Below are 20649 nucleotides of genomic sequence, written 5' to 3'. Positions count from 1 at the left end.
CTCCCCTCAGCAGGACCCGGGTGTGTCCGTTCCGTCACCGCTGAACGTCAGCTGTCTCGGTGGCATCCAACAGGCCGAGCTCCAACACCAGGTAGTGGACGATGAAGGCGAGACAGAACCCGAGGAGGTGGGCGTACGTGTTCAGAACTGCCCCATCGACGGTCGCCGAGAGTGGGAATCCGATGAACAGGTATCCGAGGAACACGATGAGCCCGATGAAGAACTGGTCTGCCCAGCCAGAGGACGATCCGGTTAGCACCGATTCGCTGGCGGCGGTCGGCGACTCACGGTGCGACGTGCGGAGGGAACTCGCGTACAAGAGTACGACGAACCCGGCCGCAATCGCGAGCCCCACACTCAGTAGCGTCAGTGGGAGCGCGACCAGCGAAACGAGGACGAGGCCGGAAAAGAATAACGACGGCGCGTGGCGGACGCCGACAGCGGGGTTGAGATTCTGCTCGGTGTATTCAGCAAGTAGTAGCGGGAGCAACCCGAGCAGTGCCATATTGACGCCGGAGAATCCGTACCCGATCGCATCGCGTGGGATTGCGAGGTTCAGCGCGGACAGGACGAGCGGGAACGCGAGGAGGTACGTCGTAATTGCCATGCCGAACAGCTGTCGTCGGTCAGCGAGAACCGCAAGCACGTAGCAAACCCCTGCAAGGAGGATGTACCCCACGAGGTTCACCAACAGGTGCTCGAGTGAGAGGTGGACGAAGTGGGAGGTGTAGGCAGTTACCAGCGTCGGCGCCCTGAACCGGAATGCGAGCCCACGTCGTACCGGCTCCGGGAGCGCATGGACGAGGAGGAGCAGTACTGGCACTGTAGAGAGCAAGACGAGATCCATGCGCCGCACGTTCTCGTGCAGCACGTCGATGAAGTCCGTCGTGGAAAGTGCCAACTCCTCCTGCCGTTCGAGCGTCACGCTGTGAGCGAGAGCTGTTGCACTGAAAGTGGTACCGCCCCCGTTCTCGGTTGTGAGAATGATCGAGGGCGTTCGTTGTCTGGTACGCTACAACAGATTGCGAAAACTGAGAGATGGCGTGACGTTCGACAGCCGGCATGCACCGGCACTGGGTCGGACTGCCTGTGTAGACGAGTACCAGTGTTGATATTATTCATCCATCCGTCCAGCTAGGAGGACCAACTCATTACCCAACTGGTCGTCCGACTGAACATTGTCTCCCTCCCCAACCGTTGCAACGTGCACCTAAATGACGTGGATTTACCTACGGCCGAGTAAACTGCAACCCATGGGTAGGAACTACGAGTCGCTTCACGACCCGAACGCGGAGTACACGATGCGGGAGCTCTCCGCGGAAACGATGGGCGTAGAAGCGAAACGTGGCGGCGGCCGCGACGTGGAGATTACCGACGTGCAGTGCACGATGGTGGACGGGAACTTCCCGTGGACGCTCGTCCGCGTCTACACCGACGCGGGCATCGTCGGCACGGGCGAGGCGTACTGGGGCGCCGGCGTCCCCGAACTCATCGAGCGCATGACGCCGTTCGTCGTCGGCGAGAACCCGCTCGACATCGACCGTCTCTACGAGCACCTCATCCAGAAGATGTCCGGCGAGGGCTCGATCGAGGGCGTCACCGTCACGGCGATCTCCGGCATCGAGATCGCCCTGCACGACCTCGCGGGGAAGATCCTCGAGATCCCGGCCTACCAGCTCCTCGGCGGCAAGTACCGCGACGAGATGCGCGTGTACTGCGACTGCCACACCGAGGAGGAGGCCGACCCCGAGGCGTGTGCGGACGAGGCCGAGCGCGTCGTCGACGAACTCGGCTACGACGCCCTCAAGTTCGATCTCGACGTCCCCTCGGGCTACGAGAAGGACCGCGCCAACCGCCACCTCCGCCCGGGCGAGGTCCGCCACAAGGCGGAGATCGTCGAGAAGGTAACCGAGCGCGTGAAGGACCGCGCGGACGTGGCGTTCGACTGCCACTGGACCTTCTCGGCCAACTCGGCCCAGCGGCTCGCCGCCGAGATCGAGGAGTACGACGTCTGGTGGCTGGAGGACCCCGTTCCGCCGGAGAACCTCGAGGTGCAGGAGGAGGTCACCAAGTCCACGACGACGCCGATCACCGTCGGGGAGAACCGCTACCGCGTGACCGAGGAGCGACGACTCATCGAGAACCAGGCGGTCGACATCATCGCGCCCGACCTCCCGAAAGTCGGCGGGATGCGCGAGACGCGGAAGATCGCCGACGTGGCGAACCAGTACTACGTCCCCGTCGCGATGCACAACGTCTCCTCGCCGATCGCGACGATGGCGTCCGCGCAGGTCGGCGCAGCCATCCCGAACTCGCTGGCCGTCGAGTACCACAGCTACGAACTCGGCTGGTGGTCGGACCTCGTCGAGGAGACTGTCATCGAGGGCGGCTCCATCGAGATCCCCGAGGAGCCGGGGCTCGGACTGACGCTCGACATTGACACCGTTGAGGAGCACATGGTCGACGGCGAGACGTTGTTCGACGAGTCGTAGGCGGAGTCGGACTCGCGAATCGAAGATCCGCCGATTCGACGGGGGGTAGCTCTCTCGGATTCGCGGATACTTTTTCACCCGCACGCGGGGCATCAGGACGCCTAACTCCCAATTCTCCACCGTATCCCGCATCCCGACCGCGCGACCAACAAAGCTCTTACCCCTCGACTCTGTTCGCCCGATATGCGCCCCGGTCGCGTCGCGCTCGTGCTGGGGGTCGTCGGCCTCCTGCTCGTTCCGGCGCCGCTCTACCTCTCCGCGGCCGGACACGCCGTCGCGCCGCCGCCGAAGACCTCGCAGGTGTACGACGCCCGATCGATCGACCTCGCGACGGCCGACGGCCGCGACGCGGTCCTGCGGTTCCACGCCTTCGAGACGACGCTCTCGCTCCACCAGGTGTCGGGAGCCTACTCGGCCGGCGAGTATCGCGCGCCGAACCGGACCCGGCGAACCCTCCAGACTGCCATCCGCGAGGGCAACGCGACCGTCGACGACCCGGCGGTGCGAGCGGACCTCCGTGCCATCGCTCGGAACCACACGTTCCTCACCGAGACGTACGGCGAGCGCGACTCCTACGCCCGCTTCAGCGTCCGGGGGAACGGGAGCGTCGTCACCGCGCGGAACGTCACCGACGCCCGCGTCGCGAACGTCACCGCCGAGCGCCGCACCGTCGACGCTGCCGACCTCTCGACCGCCGAGCGGCGGACGGTCGACCGAATCGTCGGCAACGGCACCGACGACTCGGGCTACCGACCCCGTGCCGACGCGGCGTTCGTCGACCGCCTCCCCGCGCTCGTCAGCGTCGACGGCACGCTATACAGCATCCACACCGTCGGGCACGTCGACGACCTCGGCCCCGGGTTCACCGGGTTCGTCTACGGCATGTACGCCACCGGGTTCGGCGTCGTCCTGCTCGTCGTCGCGGGCGTGCTGGCGGTCGTGGCCCGCCGAAGGAACTGATCCGACACCGGTCCGAGCGCCTGTCGTGGCGGCTGACCCCGCGCCGACCGCCGGGCGGATCTATCACTCATCGAATGAGTATTGATACCATGGGACAATCGCCATCGACAGCGGACGAGTACGCGGTCGACTACCGCATCTCCGACGCGGATCGGAACATCCACAGCGCGTGGGACAACTCGCTCGATCCCGTCGTCACCGTCGAGTCGGGCGACGTGGTTCGGTTCGAGTGTCGCGACGCCGTCGACCGACAGATCGACGTGGAGACGACCGCCGCGGACGTGCCGGACGTCTCGTTCGACCCGGTCCACCCGCTCACCGGGCCGGTGTACGTGGAGGACGCGGACCCGGGCGACGTGTTGGAGGTGGAACTGCTCGACCCCCAGCACAAGGGCTGGGGGTACAACGTCTACTTCCCCGGCGAGATGGAACTCGGCCTCCTGCCCGAGGACTTCGATGAACCCGGCATCCACATCTGGGACCTGGAGGGCGACATCGGAAAGTTCGTCAACGGCATCGAGGTGCCCCTTGACCCGTTCCCGGGCGTCATCGGCAACGCGCCGGGCGAGTCCGGCGAGCACGACACACTCCCGCCCCGCGACGTCGGCGGGAACATGGACGTGAAGCACATGACCGCCGGCACGACCGTCTACCTCCCCGTGGAGGTCGAGGGCGCGCTGTTCTCGACGGGCGACTGTCACGCAGCGCAGGGCGACGGCGAGGTGTGCGTCACGGGCGTCGAGGCGCCGATGTTCGTCACCGCTCGTTTCTCCGTCCGGACGGACATGGACGTCGACCAGCCCCAGCTCCAAACGCGAGGGCCGTTCACCCCGACCGGCGTCGACGAGCCGATGTACGCGACGACCGGCATCGACCCGAACCTGATGGAGGCGACGAAGAAGGCGACCCGGCACATGATCGGCCACCTGCACGAGCACCGCGACCTGACGAGGGGCGAGGCGTACCTCCTCTGTTCGGCCGCGATGGACCTGAAGGTGAGCGAGGTCGTGGACGCCCCGAACTGGACCGTGACGGCGTACATCGCGGACAGCATCTTCCCCGGGTGAGCGCCGATCGAGGCGTCGGTCCAACGGGATCATTTGTCCGGCCGACTACTCGCCGACGGCCCCGCGGAGCCGGTCTGCGATACGCTTCCCCACTGTTCGCGAATCCGCCTCCAGCAGTTCGAGTTCGTCACCTACGCCGACGCCTCCCGGTTCGACCACGTCAGCGCAGATGCCCCCACGTCGCTCCTTCAGCGCCCGGGCGACGCCCTTCTCATCCGCGACCTGCTCGACGTGGGCGCACGGCGGCCGGGGCCGGGTACCGCGGAACGTCGCCCCGCCGACGCGGAACGTCGCGCCGAGGAGGTCGTGGAGTTCGTCCGTGCCGACGCCGCGGAGGACCACGTTCCGCCGGTGCCGACCGTCGGCGAGGTCGATGTCGAACGACTCGCGGATCTCGTCGATCGCCGCGGCCGAGACGAAGGTGACCTCGCACACGTCGAACGGCGAGTAGTAGCCGGTGCCGAGCAGGTAGCGGTCACCCTCGATGCCGCCGTCGACGCACTCGATCCGGTCGTGGCTTCGCATCGGTGCGGAGTCCTCGGGCGCGGTGAACAGCGATTCGACGGTGACGGTCATGCCTTCTACGTTGGTCCCGGATCTGGATAGTTGTTCGCTGAGGATGGACGGGCCGTGCAGTCGCTCGGCGAGGCAACGGGACGGAGCGACGGAACGCGAACACGGACGAACGAGGAAGAGCCGACCTCGACCGGATCGAGACCCAACTCGATGCGAACGACGCCTAGGGCCAGTTCCCGTTGTTCGCGTACGCGTCGGCAACGCGCTGGATCGCCACCACGTACGCGGCGGTCCGGAAGTTCGGCAGGTCGTGCGCCTCGAACTCCTCCACGAGGTCGTCGAACGCCGAGACGATGTGGCGCTCCAGTTCCTCGTTCACCTTCTCCTCGGTCCAGTAGAACCGCTGCCGGTTCTGGACCCACTCGAAGTAGGAGACGGTGACGCCGCCCGCGTTCGCGAGGATATCGGGAAGCACGTACACGTCCTTCTCGGCGAGTACCTCGTCCGCCTCGGGCGTCAGCGGCCCGTTCGCCGCCTCGACGATGACGTCCGCCTTCACGTCGTGGGCGAGGTCGCCGTCGATGGCGTTCTCCAGCGCCGCGGGGACGAGCAGGTCGACGTCGAGCGTGAGCAGTTCCTCGTTTGAGAACTCCTGCTCGGCGTTCTCGTACCCCGTCACCGACCCCGTCTCGTTCTTGTGCTCCTTCACACGACGGGTGTGGAAGCCGGCCTCCCGGTAGATGGCACCGGAGGAGTCGGAGACGGCGACCACGTCGGCGCCGAGCCCCTCGAGGAGGTACGCGGCGATGTGGCCGGCGTTCCCGTACCCCTGCACGGCGACGGTGGCGCCATCGATGTCCTCGTCGATGTAGTCGAACGCCTCGCGAGCGGTGAGCATCGTGGAGCGGCCCGTCGCCTCGACGCGCCCCTCACTCCCGCCCGCGTTGAGGGACTTCCCCGTGACGACGCCCGGCTCGGTCGTGTTCTCCAGCGTCTCGTAGGTGTCCTTGATCCAGTTCATCTCCTGCTGGCCGGTGTTCACGTCCGGCGCGGGGATGTCCGTGTCCTCGCCGATGAACGGGCGGAGCTCCTTCGCGAACGAGCGCGTGATGCGTTCCAGTTCGGCCTCGGAGTACTCGGCGGGGTCGATGACGATGCCGCCCTTCCCGCCGCCGTACGGGACGTCGACGACGGCGCACTTGTACGCCATCCACCCTGAGAGCGCCTTCACCTCGTCGCGGGTGACGCCGGGATGGTAGCGGATGCCGCCCTTGTACGGGCCGCGGTCGCCGTTGAACTCCGAGCGGTACGCCTCGAAGCGGCCGACGGTGCCGTCGTCCAACTCCACGGACAGGTTCAGTTCGAGCACCCGCTCGGGGTGCTGGAGTCGCTCGATTACGTCGTCCCCGACGTCGAGATACGCCGCCGCGTCGCCGACCTGCTCCTGCAGGCTCTCGAACGGATTGGCTTCACCGGGCATACTCGTGGATTCAGACCTCTGTGGGTTAGGCTTGTCGACCACTGCGACTACTGCCGGCCGCGGCCGCTTGCGATTTCTCCCTCCGGGGGCGGAGCCAGGCGTCGAACGACGGAATATTAGTGCGTTTAATGACCTAAGTGAGGTTGATATCATCAATATTTTATCCATCAACGGCGGAACGTCGAGCACGGAACGCCGTTCCCGCACGGCGCTCAGACCCACCACTATGTCAACCGGAACCGCCGATACGACGGAGACGAAGGCGAGCGAGAGCGAACCCGAGGAACCGGAGTCCGCGCTCGAGACCGCCCGCCGGCAGCTGGAACACGCGGCGGCGCACCTCGACGTGGACCCGGGCGTCATCGAGCGGCTCAAGCACCCGACGACGGTCCACCGGGTCGCGGTCCCGCTCAAACGCGACGACGGCTCGGTGAAGGTGTACACCGGGTACCGCGCCCAGCACGACGACGTTCGCGGTCCCTACAAGGGCGGACTCCGCTATCACCCCCATGTGAGCGAGGAGGAGTGCGTCGGCCTCTCGATGTGGATGACCTGGAAGTGCGCCGTGATGGACCTCCCGTTCGGCGGCGGCAAGGGCGGCGTGGTCGTCGACCCCAAACAGCTCAGCGACGGGGAGAAGGAGCGGCTCACGCGGCGGTTCGCCGAGGAGCTGCGGAAGTTCGTCGGTCCGAAGAAGGACATCCCCGCGCCGGACATGGGGACCGACTCGCAGACGATGGCGTGGTTCATGGACGCCTACTCGATGCAGGAGGGCGAGACCATCCCCGGCGTCGTCACCGGCAAGCCGCCGGTCGTCGGCGGGAGCGAGGGCCGACAGGAGGCGCCCGGCCGCAGCGTCGCCATCATCACCCGCGAGGCCGCCGACTACTACGACCTCGAACTCGACGGCCTCACGGTCGCCGTGCAGGGGTACGGCTCGGTCGGGGCCAACGCCGCACGCCTGCTCGACGACTGGGGCGCCGATGTCGTCGCCGTCTCCGACACCGGCGGCGCGATCTACGACCCCGAGGGGCTCGACACCCACGCCATCCCCTCGTTCGCAGAGGAGCCCAACGCCGTCACGAAGCAGGACGCCCCCGAGACGCTCGAGGACGGCTCGGACATCCTCGAACTCGACGTGGACGTGCTCATCCCGGCGGCCGTCGGGAACGTCATCAGCACGGAGAACGCGGCGGACGTGCGGGCTGATATCGTCGTCGAGGGTGCGAACGGCCCGACGACGTTCGCGGCCGACGCCATCCTCGACGAGCGCGACGTCGAGGTCATCCCGGACATCCTCGCGAACGCGGGCGGCGTCACCGTCTCCTACTTCGAGTGGCTCCAGGACATCAACCGGCGGACCTGGTCGCTCGAGGAGGTCAACGAGGAGCTCGAATCCGAGATGCTCTCGGCTTGGAACGACGTCCGCGCCGAGGTCGAGGCGCGCGACGTCACGTGGCGCGACGCCGCGTACATCGTCGCCCTCTCGCGCATCGCCGAGGCGAAGAGCGTCCGCGGCCTCTGGCCCTGACCGGCCCGCACCCGATCAGCTTTCGTTCCCGTCGCGGCTTTCGTCATCGCCCCGCTCGCTCGCGAGCCGCGCGTACTCGACGATCCGCTCTGCCTGCGCGATCAGCGGCGCGTCGATCATCTCTCCGTCGACCTGGAAGACACCGCGGTCCTCGGCGGCGGCCTCGTCGCGGGCCGCCAGCACCTCCTCGGCCCACGCGAGGTCGTCGCAGTCGGGCGTGAACGCGCCGTTGATGACCGGCACCTGTGCGGGGTGGATCGCCATCTTCCCGTCGTAGCCAAGTCCCCTCGCGAACGCCGTCTCGTCGCGGAGCCCGTCCGTGTCCCCGAAGTCGGTGAACACCGTGTCGATCGCGTCGACGCCGGCCGCCGCGGCCGCGACGACGACCTTCTCGCGGGCGTACAGCACCTCCGTTCCCTCGGCCGTTCGAGTCGCGCCCATGTCGGCCGACAGGTCCTCCGCGCCGAACAGCAGGGCGTCGGTCGCGTCGGCGTCGGCGATCTCGGCGGCGTTCAGCACGCCCCGGGCGGTCTCCACGAGCGCGAGCACCGGCACGGGGGAGCCGTGCTCGCGGAGCTGGTTCGCGAGGTGGTCGACCTCGTCGGCCGACTCCGCCTTCGGCAGCATCATGGCGTCGAACCTCCCCGGCCCCTCGTCGGCGAGGACCGCCAGGTCGCGGTACGTGTCAGTCCCCGTAACCCGGACGCCCACCTCGGCGTCCGGGTCGAACTCGGCCTCGGCGAGCACGTCGCGGACGGCCGCCCGCGCCTCCGCCTTCCGGGCAGGTGCGACCGCGTCCTCGAGGTCGAAGACGATCGTGTCCGCGCCCGCGGCCGGCGCCTTGCGCATCAGTTCCGGGCGGTCGCCCGGCGAGAAGAGAATGCTCCGTCTGACCATGCCGGGGATTCGGGTGGTCGGGGTTTCAATCCCACCGGCTCTGCCCCCAGGCCGATCATCGCGGACGCGTCCTTCTACCGTAGAAGATTCCACGTGACCGAATACATATGAATGTTGTCTCATACTGGAAAATATTTCTATACTGGTCATATGGTTTTGGTCTACTTTTCATGTCGATCCGCCCGGACGCGGAGGTCGTGGTGGCGCATCGCCACCGTCCCTACCGTGCGGGATCGACCCGTGAGGGTGCGCGTCGACGGGACCTTCTCCTACGAGTTCCGCGGCGGACGGCCCTACCTCTCACCGGTACCATTCGGACGGGGAGCAGGCGGTTCACGTCGGCCCAGCCGCGGCGTACAGCCGGGACCGCTCGTCGTCGACGCGAACCGCCTTCCCACACATCTGATTCGGATCGTTTCCGTCCGCTGCCCGTCGTTCTCCCTCGTCCACGTTCGAACGGCAGTTCGAAAACACCAGAAATTAAAATAATTAGACATATAAGAAAGAAAGTATATATGCGATAGATACCAGTTTGGGTGGAGTCATGCCCTGACGTTCTCGTGATTGGCGTCGGTTCTCGCTTGATGGCGTCTCACCTCCCTTCGACGTTTTGACCGACCTCAGTACCAAACCGACCCGCCGTCGACGTTGATGTCCTGTGCCGTAATGTGGCGTCCCCTCTCGCTCGCCAGGTAGACGGCCATCGCGGCGACGTCCTCCGGGTCCACGAGGGTTCCCAGCGCAGCGTCATCGGTGAACACCTGTCGTCTAGCCTCCGCCTGAGAGACGCCTAGCTGCTCGGCCTGCCCCTCGATGACGCGGTCGATTCGTGGGCCCCTCGTCGCCCCGGGACAGATGGCGTTGACCGTGACGTCGTCGGCGCCGAGTTCGAAGGCGAGCGTTCGGGTCAGGCCGATGACCGCCATCTTCGAGGCCGCATATGGGGTCCGACTCCGGAGCGGCCGCTTGCCGCTGATCGAGGAGAGGTTGATCACGCTCCCCCGGTCGCTCTCGCGAAGGTGTGGGACGGCGTGCTTCGTCAGCAGGAAGGTGCCGGTGACGTTGACGGCCATCGTTCGGTGCCACTCCGCCACGTCGACCTCCTCGACCGGCGCCGTTGGCCCGGCGATGCCGGCGTTGTTCACTACGACGTCGAGGCCGTCGAACTCCGCGACTGTCAGTTCGACGGCACGCTCGACGGCCTGCTCGTCGGTCACGTCTGTTTCGACTGCCAGCGTCCGGTCGGGGTCGTCTATCAGGTCGGCCGTCTCGTAGATTCCCTCGCTCCGGGCCGCCAGTGTGACATTCGCCCCCTCAGCGGCGAACTCGCTGGAAATACATCGACCGATTCCCCCACTCGCCCCAGTCACGATTGCTGTGGTACCGTCTAACACGCCCATGATTCGTGCTGTTCGAAACGGGTCGCCAAAGCGTTTCGGGACGCCGAGCCGGTGGTGTACGGAGCGGTCCCGCGGAGGAGGTATTCCGGAGTCAGTCGACGTCGTACGGCGAAGAGGCGCGAAGTGGCGTCGTACACGGTGAGGATTCACGGTCGCTGTCTCCCTATTGGTGATGAGTGCGACTCGTTAGAACGGGGGCTCTAGGCGAACGAGGTACCAATCAGGACGATGACACTCCGCGCCAACACCCGGTGCCGTTATGATGTCGACCTTCCTCACTAGTCGAATATCAAATGTAAACGTGGAAACGCTGTATCGTTCGTTGGGACGAGACTGGAGACTGATGCGAAATACCAGCTGACCGGCGCCCACGCTCGAAAACGCACGGCAGTTGATGAGTCTGCGGAAAACCGTTGTCGTGTTCCATCCGTTTGTAGACGGCTCACACGTCGAGATCTAATTCTATCCCACTCGTGACGATTGGCGTCACGGTCGTAGCCGACCATCTTTATTATCTCACGTCGTCAATCCATCGGCCGTGTCACTCGAAATCACGCGAATCGAGAGCACCGAGTTTCGCTATCCACTGGAGGACGTCGGTACGGACGAACACGGGTTCAACCTCGTGTACGATCCGGGCACGACCACCGAACGGAAGCTGTTCGGACTCCGTATCCACACGAACGATGGACTCACCGGCGAGTACGTCGGCGGCAACTCCCCTGCTGCGGCCCAGATAAACACGTTCGCCGACTACCTCGTCGGGAAGAATCCGCTCCACCGGGAGCGACACTGGAGCGAGATGAAGCGCGCGCTCCGCAAGTACGATCGGATGGGCATCGGCCCCATCGACATCGCCCTCTGGGACCTCGCCGGCAAGCTCTACGATGCACCGATTCACGAGCTGCTCGGTACATACCGCGAGCGGATTCCCGCCTACGCTTCGACCTACCACGGCGACGACGCGGGCGGACTGGACTCGCCGGAGGCGTTCGCCGACTTCGCCGAGGAGTGTCTCGACATGGGGTACGGCGGGTTCAAGATTCACGGCTGGGGCGGGGGCGACGAGCGCCGCGACCTCGATCGGGAGATCGCGGCGGTCCACGCGGTGGGCGAACGGGTCGGCGACGAGATGGACCTCATGCACGATCCGGCCTGCGAACTCGAGACGTTCGCCGACGCGCTCGAACTCGGCCGCGCGCTCGACGAGGAGGGGTTCTTCTGGTACGAGGATCCGTATCGCGACGGCGGCATCTCCCAGCACGCCCACCGGAAACTCCGCCAGATGCTCGACACACCGATCCTGCAGACCGAACACGTCCGCGGGCTCGAACCCGCGACCGACTTCGTCGCCACCGAGTCGACCGACTTCGTACGCTCGGACCCAGAGTACGATGGGGGGATCACGGGCGCGATGAAGCGTGCCCGGGTCGCCGAGGGCTTCGGCCTCGACGTCGAGTTCCACGCACCGGGCCCCGCGCAGCGACACTGCATCGCCGCGACCCGCAACGCAAACTACTACGAACTAGCGCTAGTCCACCCGGACTGTGCCAACACCCAACCGCCCGTCTACGGTGGCGAGTACTCGGACATGCTCGACGCCGTCGACGACGAGGGGACGGTCCCAGTTCCCGACGGGCCGGGCCTCGGTGTCGAGTACGACTGGGACTACATCGAGACGAACGCCACTGGCAGCGTTCACGTCTACGAGTAACCGCCACCTCGTCCGGCGGCGGTCGTCCGCTCTCCTTCCGACCTCGACGCCGTCGTCGAACGGCGTCAGGACGCCGGTGACCACGTGGCGGAGACAGTCCGAGAGCCGTCGGCTGGATCGGGTTCGCACCATGGAAGGAGTCCTCCGGACGAGCACAACAACCCACCTATCGTTCGTTCGGCTCGCACGCGTCCGATTCGGCCGCCGGCGGGGCCCCCGCGTCGCCGCCATGCGGGCGAACCGACCCTCGGGTTCGTAGACCGCCCATTCGGCCTCCACCGACGGGAGAACGCGTGCCCCGGAAGGGGGCGTTCTCCCGCCCGAAAACACCTCGAATCCATTTGCGTCGGTTCGAGCGCGATTCGACGTGTCCCATCGTTGAACGAAGCGAACTACGTTTCCCGCGTGGCCGCTCGGGCCGACGGGCCGTCGAACGCGGAAATCGGGCCGGAGTCGCAATTTTCAATCGACGAACCGTCCTCCCATTACGACCATATGATTGTAATTTCCACCGGCCTCCTCCCTTTGTAGCCCTCTTATCGTCACATACTTCGATCGCGTGGGCCGCCCTAGAAGGCGTGCCGTGATATCAAACCACGTGAGGATGTGGATTTGTTGTCCCGAACGCGGTTATATCCCAACATCGTAGGATAATTCGGAAAATACTGTCGATTTGCATCGCTTCCATCCCTGCCGACGAACAGGCACCGATTTTCGAACGTTCGTCACTATGGCACGCCCGTCGCTGTTCCCGCTCGCGAGCGCTCGAACCAGGTCGGAAACCCGCTCGATCGGCCCCGTCCGGGGCAGACGAAGACGGATCGGAAACCTCGGGACTGGGCCTTGATCCCGGACCACCATCGCCACGACGCGGCAGGCGTCGACACCGGCGGGTTCGCTCGGAGATTCGCCGAACTAGGCATCGATCGTCCGGAGGGTGACGCCCAACTCCGCGAACCCCTCTGCCTCGATGACGCGGTCGAACGCGCTCCCCACGTCAGCCGGACGGTGAACTCGGTGTCGCTCGGAAGGACCGATATCCGCCGACTGGCGCATAAACCCGCGTTCGCCCCGCCGTTGCCCACAGGACAAGTGCTAACTGTCCCGGTGGGACACTCTCACGCATGACACACGACGCGGCGGCCAGGTGGTTCGCGTGACCGACGAGAAGCGAGGCGGCGACTACGTCTACGAGGCGCTCCTCGACGCCGGCGTCGACCTCCTGGTCGGGATTCCCGGGACGCAGACGCTTCCACTCGACCGGACAGTCGTCGAACGCGACGAGATGGACTACGTGATGGCGCGCCACGAGACGGCCATCCCCCACGTCGCGTGGGGGTACTACGAGTCCGGCGGCGGCGTCGCCGCGACGCTCACCGTCCCCGGACCCGGCGACACGAACGCGATGCACGGGCTGAAGAACGCGTACGACGATTGCGTGCCCGTCTTCCACGTCTCCGCCGACGTCAACCCCGAGGACCGCGGAAAGAGCCCTATCCACGAGATCGAGGCCGACACCTTCGACAACGTGGTAAAGGAGAACGTCACCGTGGAATCGGGACTCGAACTACCGGCCGACATGGCCCGCGGCATCGAGGCGGCGTTCGAGCCGCCGACCGGACCGGTCCGCTTTGGCGTCCCGAGCCGCATCCTGGACGAGTCGTTCCACGCTCCCGCCGCGGAGGTATCGCCCGAGCGGACGACGTGGGACGCCGACGCCGACATCGACGCCGCGACGGCATTGCTCGCGGACGCGGAGCGCCCCGTCGTCTACGTCGGCGGGGGCGCGCGGCGCTCGCCGGGCGGGGTCGAGGCGATCCGCGGACTCGTCGAGGACCTCGATGCGCCCGTGGCCGTCTCGTACAAGGGGAAAGGTGTCTTCCCCGAGGATGACCCTCGATTCCTGGGCGTCACGGGGTCACACATCCCCCCCGGTGCGAAGCGCGTCCTCGACCGGGCGGACGTCGTGCTCGCGCTCGGGACGAACTTCGACGGAATCACGACGGCGAACTGGTCTCTCCCCATGGGCGACCGACTGATCCACGTCACGCTCGACCCCGAGTCCGTCGACGTCGCCTACGAGGCCGACGTCGCCGTCCTCGCCGACGTCGCCGATGCCGTCGAATCCATCCGGGACGGTCTCGAGGGCGCCGACGGGTGGGACGGAGGCACCCTCGCGTCCGCGGTGCGCGAGGAGTACCGCGAGGCGCTCGACGCGCTGGGGCTCTTCGATGACGGACACCCGCTCAACACGCCCGGCGTGCTGGACGCCGTCCGGACGGCGACGCCAGACGACGCCGTGGTCACGACGGATGTCGGCGGCTTCCGCCTGTGGTCGAAACAGGTGTTCGAGGCGTACGATCCCGAGACCTACGTCACCGCGGGGTCCTGGGGTGGGATGGGCGTCGGCCTCCCCGCCGCCATCGGGGCGGCGTTCGCCAACCCCGAGAAGCCGGTCGTCTGTCTCACGGGGGACGGTGGCCTGATGATGTGCATTCACGAACTCCACACCGCCGCCGAGTACGACCTCAACGTGACCGTCGTCGTCTCGAACAACGCCGATTACGGCATCATCAGCAAGTCGCCGAAGATAGACGAGTACACCGAGGGCCACCAGTTCACCTGGAACTCCCCGGAGTTCGTCACCGTCGCCGAGGGCTTCGGCTGCCGGGGCACCCACGTCGAGTCGCTCGACGACCTCCGCGACGCCGTCACCGACGCCGTCGGCCGCGACGGGCCCGATCTGATAGACGTCCCCGTCGAGACGGACGAACCCTCCGCGCCGGAGGCCGCAGCCTACGAGTCGACGGTCGAACTGCTCTAGCGGTTTCGAGTGTCGTGGGCGCTCTCACCGTGGGGCCCGTGGAAACGACGCCCGCTCAGACCTCGCTCGTGATGCGGTCGTAGTAGGTCTCGGCGCGCTCGCGGTCCGCCTCGGAGAGGTCGACGAGAGGTTCCCGCACCGGTCCCCCGTACAGTCCGGCGAGTTCCTGACCGAACTTGACTGCGGGGACGTTGTTCGCCGCCGGGACGTGATTGGCGTCACCTGTGTCCTCGCGGAGGTCCTCGTAGGGGCGAAGCAGGTCGCGGATGCGCCGCGCCTCGTCCCAGTCCTCCTCGCGGAGGGCGTCGTTCAGGGCGAGCACCTGTTCGGGGACGAAGTTGCCGATGCCGGTGGTGAACGCCTCGGCCCCCTCGATGGCGAAGGAAAGGGCGAACCGCTCGGCGATGCCGTTCGACCAGACGACGTCGTCCTCCGTGTCGGAGATCGCCCCCGAGAACGCCTTGACGTCGTTGTCAGCGTACTTGACGGCGACGACGTTGTCGTACTCGGCCAGCGTCGCGAGGTGGTCGGTCGTCAGTTCGGGGCCCCGCTTGTAGAGGACGACGCCGAGGTCCGTCGCCTCGACGATCCGCTCGTAGTAGCGGCGGATGCCTTCGTGGTGCAGGTAGGTGTGGACCGGGTGCATCACCATCACCGCGTCGACGCCTGCGGTCTCGTATCGTGAGAGGAGGCCCAGCGCCGACTTCGTGCTCCCGCCGAGGCCGCCGACGACCGTCGCGTCGCCGGCCGCCTCGGCCGTCGTCGCCACCACCTCGGCACGCTCGTCCATCGACAGCGAGTAGTACTCGCCCGTGTTGCCACAGGGGATGACCACCTCTGCCCCGCGGTCGACTATCCACTCGACGTTGGTCGCCAGTTCGTCGTGGAGGACGTCCTCGCCGTCCTCGCTGAACGGCGTCGGGTTTGTGAACGCGACGCCCCGGAGGCCGTCCTTGAGTTCCTCGTAGTCCATTGGTAACGTGTAACAGAGGAGTGACGATGGGCAAAAAGGTTTGCAGTAGCGGCCAGAGGGTTCAGAAGTGGCCAAGAGGTCACTCGGGTGCTCCGCACTCTCGGCCCCGCGGCGGCTGTGATTGCCGGCGATGCGGTACGCGTCGACGGCTACCCCCGACCGAGGGCGCGTTTCACCGCGTCGATGAGCCCCTCGTCCGCGTCAGTTCGGCGGACGAACCGGCCCGGGACCTTCCGGTACCTCGTCCCGTCGGACTCGTTCTCGTATCGGGTGATGGCGCTAGCAAGGTTCCCGAACGCCTCCTCCTCGACGTATCCGAAGCCGACGCACTCGGTGACCGGGTCCTCGGCGGTCCAGAGCGGTTCGTCCAGGTCGTACACCGGGGGCTCGAGGCGGTCGATGGTCGCCCGTTCTCGCAGTTCCTCCGCGTCCATCGTAGTGTATCGGGCGACGACCTACATAGGTGTCGGGGGAGCGTGCGCCGGGTGGACATCGGACACGTGGGCAATCCAGGCGATCCCCTACACCGGGCGGTCGCCCCCGTCGGTTAGTCCTCGGCGGGAACGCCGCCCTGCGGCCGGGTCGACGGATAACTCTCGACGAGGAAGTGCGCGACCAGCGCCGTGGCAGCGAACGCGAGCAGACTGCCGGCGGCGAACGCCGTCTCGTAACTGAACAGCGTCGCAAGACCGCCGACGAGCGCCGGCCCGGCGGCGCCGCCGAGGCCACGGGCCGTCGAGTGCAACCCCATCAGTTCGGACTCGCGCTCGTCGGGAGAGACGTCGCCGATGAACGCATAGGTGCCCGTCGTCTCCGAGGAGTACGCAGCAGCCAGCACGAGAAACGAGGCGGCGACGACGACGGCCCGGACCGGTACCGAAGCGGGGATGACGGCGGCGGCGACGACGATGGCGTGGACGCCCGCGCCGGCCATCCCGTAGACGACGAGAGGTTTCCGCCCGGAGGCGTCGGCGACGTGACCGAACACGTACATGAAAACCATCTGCGCTGCGGGGTTGATCGCCAGGAGGACGCCCATTACGAACGCCGAGACGCCCACCTCGCTCACGAGGTAGATGGGGAGGAGACTCGACGTGCCGAGCACAGTCATGTTCCGCAGGAGGACGGCCGCGTAGAGCCACTTCAGGCCGTTTCGATCGAGGTGTTGGCGGTCCTGCTTGGCCGGGAACAGTCGCGTCTTGACCTCGATGACCAGCTCGGAGCGCGTCGACGTCCCGCCCCCGGCTGGCGTCGAGTCGCGGACGAACACGGAGGCGACGGCGACGATCCCGCTGACCGCGGCGACGACGAGGTAGACCGTCCACGGCGCGACCAAACCGAGGAGGACGCCGGCGAAGAACTGCGCCAGCGTAAACCCGATGGCCTGCGTGCTGTTGAAGAAGCCGAGCGACTGGCCGCGTCCCTCGCTGCCGCCCCGTTCGCTCACGATGGTGAGCATGACGGGCAGGAACCCGGCGGCGAAGACGGCGAACAGGCCGCGGAACGCGAGCGGTCCCCAGACGCCGTCGACGACGGTCAACGGGAGGACCGTGAGCGTCGCGAGCGTCGCCGTCCCGACGAGCACCGCCCGGCGGCGGCCAGTCACGTCGGCGATGGCCCCCGCGACGGGCGAGAAGACCATCAGCCCGAACCAGTAGACGGTGAACACGAGGCTCACCGCGAAGGGCGACCCGACCTGCCCGATGTAGACGGACATCACCGTCCCCATCAGGACGACCCGTCCCTTGTTCGCCGCGGCGGCGATCCCGATGGCGAGGCGCTGGTACCGCTCCCGACGGCCGAGGGGTTCGTTCACGTTGGACGTATCACCTGATAGTGGGCTAGTCCCTCAGCGGCTTATTAAGGCAACCGGTCGGGGAACTCTACGGACGCCAGTCGGGGACGCACGCTCGAAATCGCGGCCGTCGCCCGGATCGTCGACGGCGTCGCCGACGGCGACGATCAGCGCCGCCTCGTCGACCATCGCGCCCCGGGCGACGTTGAGGAGGTAGGCCTCCTCGCGCATCGCCTCGAACGCCGCGGCGTCGAACAGTTGGTGGGTCGCCTCGTTCGGCGGGCAGGGGAGCGCGACGAACCGCGCATCGGCGACGGCCTCGTGGAGGTCCGACGCCTCGTAGACTGTCTCGCCGTCAAGGGTGAACGGTTCGTCCCACGTCGGTGACGCCAGACGTGCTCGGACTGCTGGTCGGCGTAGACGTGGAGTCGGCGGGCGAAACTGAGCATGTCCCCCGCCGTCGTCTCGCCGACGCTCTCGCCGTGGATGCCCGTGCTGTTCGTGAGGACGACGCCCCGCGCCTCGAACGCCTTGAACGGGAACCGGTCGACCCCCGCCTACATTGAGTGAATCCAGTCGACCCCGGCTTTCAGGAACGCTCGGTGTACGCGAGCGTCACCACCGCGTCGCACGCCTCCAGGTCCGCGACCTCGTCGTTGACGACGGTCGGTTCGCAGCCGTCGACCTCGGCGAGGTCGTCGCGAAGCACCTCGGGCGGGAACAGGAGTTCCGTCGACTCGTGGACGCCGATTCGTGTCACGTTCATGCACTCCCGTTCCCCCAGGGGGGTGTTCAATTTTTACCGTCCCGAGCGCGTCGCGACTGGGTTCGTCACCGCGCCGAGTGCCGATTAGTCGTAGGTCCGCCGGCCTGTCTTGTTGTCCTCGATGTAGTCCCAGTCGTACTCGACGCCGAGGCCCGGACCGTCCGGAATCGAGATGCACCCATCGTCGTCGATGGATTCGAGCTGGTCGTCGTAGTCGTCGGCGTACACCGGCGGCGTCGTATTCGGAACCTCCGGGTGGACGAGCGCCATCTCGTAGTAGTTGGTGTTGCGGATGGCGGCGATGCACTGCCGCTGGGCCGGACCGGGCGCGTGCAGTTCCACGTCGAGGCCGAATCCCTCGGCGACCCGGGCACGCTTCATCGCGCCCGTGATCCCCCCGTCGTACTCCGGGTCCGCGCGGAGGTAGTCCGTCGACTCGGTGGCGGCGAAGTCGGTGAACGGCTCGAGCCCGCGGACGTGTTCGGTCTGCAGGATCGGCGTCGTCAGTTGCTGGCGGAGTTTGCGATGGGCGTGCTGGGAGATGCCCCCGTCCCGATACGGATCCTCGTACCAGAAGAAGTCCTCCTCGTCACAGGCTCTCCCCACCCGCAGCGCGTCCGCGTACGTCTCCAGCTGACAGGCCGGGTCGAGCATGAGGTCCATCTCGTCGCCGACCCGTTCGCCCACCGCGTGGACCACGTCGACGACCTCGTCAGTGTCCCGCCACTCGCCGCCCCAGACGTGAATCTTGAAGCCCTGATACCCCATGTCGAGACACTCCTCGGCGAAGTCGGCGTACGCCTCCGGCGAGTCGAGGCCGCCGTTTCGGTCGCCGCCGTACGTCGAAGCGTAGGCAGGGATGCGCTCGCGGTACGTACCGAGCAGCTCGTGGATGGACGCGTCGCGGTACTTCCCGGCGAGGTCCCAGAGGGCGATGTCGATGGGGCCGATGCCCATCCGGTCGTACTTGCGGAGCGCGCGCTTCATCTCGCTCCAGTGCCGCTCGCGTGCCAGGGCGTTCCTGCCGACCAGGTAGTCGGCGATCATGTTCAACTCCGCCATGCCGGGGGAGTTGCCGCCGACGTACTCGCCCGTCACGCCCTCGTCGGTGTGGACGCGCACGCCGAAGAGGTGGCGGGTGGCCGTATCGCCCGGGTGGTAGGCCATCCCGAAGCCGCCGGGGTACGACCCGCGGTCCTCTAGTTCGTAGCTGAACTCCGTCGATTCGATCTCGGTGATAGTCGGCGCCATACGTAAGACGCGACCGCCGGGATAATAAGATTCAGCACTCACGGGGTCGTCAGGAGGACGACGCCGCCGACGACGAGGACGACGCCGGCCAGGAGCCCCGGCGTGACGCGTTCGACGTCCCGCAGGAGGATGACGGCGAACAGGGCCGTGAAGAGCGGCGCGGTCGCGGTCACGGGGTCGACGACGACGACGGGGCCGACCCGGAGCGCGGCGAACACGGCGAGCAAGCCGACGCTCACGATGACCCCGTTAACGAGGAAGTAGTTCCGCGCTCGCGACGGAAGGGGATCGCGGAGTCGCCCCGTCGCCGCCGCGTAGCCGAGGACGACGGCCAGCGCGCCGGTCTCCCCGATCGTCACCGCCGGCAGGATATCCACTGGCGCGACGGTGAATCCCTGCCGACGGACGACGTTGCCGACCGCGAAGAGCACCGCCGCGGTTACCGGCACGAGGAGGTCGACCCGCTCCCAGCCGCCGATGTCACCGCCCCGCGACGTCGAGATGGCGACGAGGCCGCCGACGATGACGACGACGCCGACGGCCATCGGGAGCGAGAGCGCCTCCCCGAGCAGGACGACGGCCAGAACGACCGCGAACAGCGGCCGGGTGTTCGAGATGGCGTTACAGACGCTGGACCCGACCTGGTCGACGCCGACGAAGAAGAGGAGGCGGCCGACCCCGGACGCGAGGACGCCACCGAAGAGGAACAGTCCGGCCACGACCGGCGTGAGACCGGCGAACAGGGGGCCGTCGCCGACGGCGAGCAACGCGATCCAGAGCAGCGTCGTTCGCGTCGTCAACACGACCACCGCGTTCGAGACCCACGTCCCGCCGCTTGCGAGGCCCCGCTTCGAGACGACCGGGCCGAGACCGAGGAACAGCGCGGCGACAATCGAGAGGAGGTAGACCTGCGGGAGGACGCCGTCCATGCTGGACCCTACCCCCGACGATACTTAGCCCGTTCCCCCTCGGCGGGGACGCCA

19 protein-coding genes are annotated in these 20649 nt (G+C 66.9%); 7 read left to right on the top strand and 12 right to left on the bottom strand.

Annotated elements, in window-relative coordinates; translation table 11 throughout:
• Window positions 1-34: 34 nt before the first annotated feature.
• Window positions 35-925, bottom strand: a complete 891-nt coding sequence (locus HUG10_RS07285; RefSeq protein ID WP_218780657.1) for a hypothetical protein — start codon at window positions 923-925, stop codon at window positions 35-37.
• A gap of 328 nt (window positions 926-1253) precedes the next feature.
• On the opposite strand from HUG10_RS07285, the gene HUG10_RS07280 reads away from it, so the two are divergent.
• The 3 genes from HUG10_RS07280 to HUG10_RS07270 all read left to right on the top strand — a co-directional run bounded on the left by HUG10_RS07280 (window position 1254) and on the right by HUG10_RS07270 (window position 4519).
• Window positions 1254-2492: a mandelate racemase/muconate lactonizing enzyme family protein gene (locus HUG10_RS07280; RefSeq protein WP_179168936.1), complete on the top strand. Its 1239-nt coding sequence runs from the start codon at window positions 1254-1256 to the stop codon at window positions 2490-2492.
• A 183-nt stretch (window positions 2493-2675) separates the two neighbouring features.
• Window positions 2676-3452, top strand: coding sequence for a hypothetical protein (locus HUG10_RS07275; RefSeq protein WP_179168935.1), 777 nt, complete (start codon window positions 2676-2678; stop codon window positions 3450-3452).
• Window positions 3453-3541: 89 nt separating this feature from the next.
• Window positions 3542-4519, top strand: coding sequence for an acetamidase/formamidase family protein (locus HUG10_RS07270; RefSeq protein ID WP_179168934.1), 978 nt, complete (start codon window positions 3542-3544; stop codon window positions 4517-4519).
• A gap of 45 nt (window positions 4520-4564) precedes the next feature.
• On the opposite strand, the gene HUG10_RS07265 is transcribed toward HUG10_RS07270, so the two are convergent.
• Both HUG10_RS07265 and HUG10_RS07260 read right to left on the bottom strand, forming a co-directional pair.
• Entirely contained in the window at window positions 4565-5095 is a 531-nt protein-coding gene (locus HUG10_RS07265) for an MOSC domain-containing protein (protein ID WP_179168933.1), read from the bottom strand.
• 163 nt (window positions 5096-5258) lie between these two features.
• Window positions 5259-6515: a Glu/Leu/Phe/Val family dehydrogenase gene (locus tag HUG10_RS07260; protein WP_179168932.1), complete on the bottom strand. Its 1257-nt coding sequence runs from the start codon at window positions 6513-6515 to the stop codon at window positions 5259-5261.
• Window positions 6516-6741: 226 nt separating this feature from the next.
• Here HUG10_RS07260 and gdhB point away from each other — a divergent pair, with 226 nt between their 5' ends.
• Window positions 6742-8046, top strand: coding sequence for a glutamate dehydrogenase GdhB (gene gdhB, locus HUG10_RS07255; RefSeq protein WP_179168931.1), 1305 nt, complete (start codon window positions 6742-6744; stop codon window positions 8044-8046).
• A 15-nt stretch (window positions 8047-8061) separates the two neighbouring features.
• Here gdhB and HUG10_RS07250 read toward each other — a convergent pair whose 3' ends face one another.
• Both HUG10_RS07250 and HUG10_RS07245 read right to left on the bottom strand, forming a co-directional pair.
• On the bottom strand, window positions 8062-8943 hold the full coding sequence (locus tag HUG10_RS07250) for an HpcH/HpaI aldolase/citrate lyase family protein (protein ID WP_179168930.1): 882 nt from the start codon (window positions 8941-8943) through the stop codon (window positions 8062-8064).
• A 620-nt stretch (window positions 8944-9563) separates the two neighbouring features.
• Window positions 9564-10337 carry an SDR family NAD(P)-dependent oxidoreductase gene (locus tag HUG10_RS07245; RefSeq protein WP_179171019.1) on the bottom strand — a complete coding sequence of 258 codons (774 nt, stop codon included), beginning with the start codon at window positions 10335-10337 and terminating at the stop codon, window positions 9564-9566.
• Between the two features lie 544 nt (window positions 10338-10881).
• Here HUG10_RS07245 and HUG10_RS07240 point away from each other — a divergent pair.
• Both HUG10_RS07240 and HUG10_RS07235 read left to right on the top strand, forming a co-directional pair.
• Window positions 10882-12057 carry a mandelate racemase family protein gene (locus tag HUG10_RS07240; protein ID WP_179168929.1) on the top strand — a complete coding sequence of 392 codons (1176 nt, stop codon included), beginning with the start codon at window positions 10882-10884 and terminating at the stop codon, window positions 12055-12057.
• Between the two features lie 1156 nt (window positions 12058-13213).
• A complete protein-coding gene (locus HUG10_RS07235; RefSeq protein ID WP_218780655.1) occupies window positions 13214-14881 on the top strand; it encodes a thiamine pyrophosphate-binding protein in 1668 nt (555 codons plus the stop codon).
• A gap of 55 nt (window positions 14882-14936) precedes the next feature.
• Here HUG10_RS07235 and HUG10_RS07230 read toward each other — a convergent pair whose 3' ends face one another.
• The 4 genes from HUG10_RS07230 to HUG10_RS21740 all read right to left on the bottom strand — a co-directional run bounded on the left by HUG10_RS07230 (window position 14937) and on the right by HUG10_RS21740 (window position 18042).
• Window positions 14937-15854 carry a dihydrodipicolinate synthase family protein gene (locus HUG10_RS07230; protein ID WP_179168927.1) on the bottom strand — a complete coding sequence of 306 codons (918 nt, stop codon included), beginning with the start codon at window positions 15852-15854 and terminating at the stop codon, window positions 14937-14939.
• Between the two features lie 149 nt (window positions 15855-16003).
• A complete protein-coding gene (locus HUG10_RS07225) occupies window positions 16004-16288 on the bottom strand; it encodes a hypothetical protein (RefSeq protein ID WP_179168926.1) in 285 nt (94 codons plus the stop codon).
• 113 nt (window positions 16289-16401) lie between these two features.
• Window positions 16402-17670, bottom strand: coding sequence for an MFS transporter (locus HUG10_RS07220; protein WP_246310232.1), 1269 nt, complete (start codon window positions 17668-17670; stop codon window positions 16402-16404).
• Between the two features lie 33 nt (window positions 17671-17703).
• On the bottom strand, window positions 17704-18042 hold the full coding sequence (locus HUG10_RS21740) for an NAD(P)-dependent oxidoreductase (RefSeq protein WP_246310251.1): 339 nt from the start codon (window positions 18040-18042) through the stop codon (window positions 17704-17706).
• Between the two features lie 54 nt (window positions 18043-18096).
• Between HUG10_RS21740 and HUG10_RS22005 the strand changes: the two genes are divergently transcribed.
• Complete coding sequence (locus HUG10_RS22005) at window positions 18097-18219, top strand: hypothetical protein (RefSeq protein WP_281375713.1); 123 nt, start codon at window positions 18097-18099, stop codon at window positions 18217-18219.
• A gap of 19 nt (window positions 18220-18238) precedes the next feature.
• Here HUG10_RS22005 and HUG10_RS07210 read toward each other — a convergent pair whose 3' ends face one another.
• The 3 genes from HUG10_RS07210 to HUG10_RS07200 all read right to left on the bottom strand — a co-directional run bounded on the left by HUG10_RS07210 (window position 18239) and on the right by HUG10_RS07200 (window position 20595).
• The gene (locus HUG10_RS07210) at window positions 18239-18415 is read right to left on the bottom strand and encodes a hypothetical protein (protein ID WP_179168925.1); all 177 of its coding nucleotides are present in this window, start codon (window positions 18413-18415) and stop codon (window positions 18239-18241) included.
• A gap of 84 nt (window positions 18416-18499) precedes the next feature.
• A complete protein-coding gene (locus HUG10_RS07205) occupies window positions 18500-19666 on the bottom strand; it encodes an enolase C-terminal domain-like protein (protein WP_179168924.1) in 1167 nt (388 codons plus the stop codon).
• A gap of 38 nt (window positions 19667-19704) precedes the next feature.
• Window positions 19705-20595 (bottom strand): EamA family transporter, encoded by an 891-nt coding sequence (locus HUG10_RS07200; protein WP_179168923.1) that lies wholly within the window; start codon window positions 20593-20595, stop codon window positions 19705-19707.
• Window positions 20596-20649: the final 54 nt, after the last annotated feature.

Origin of the sequence: Halorarum halophilum (assembly GCF_013401515.1) — an archaeon.
GTDB lineage: Archaea > Halobacteriota > Halobacteria > Halobacteriales > Haloferacaceae > Halorarum > Halorarum halophilum.
This window is presented reverse-complemented; position numbering and strand designations above follow the sequence as displayed.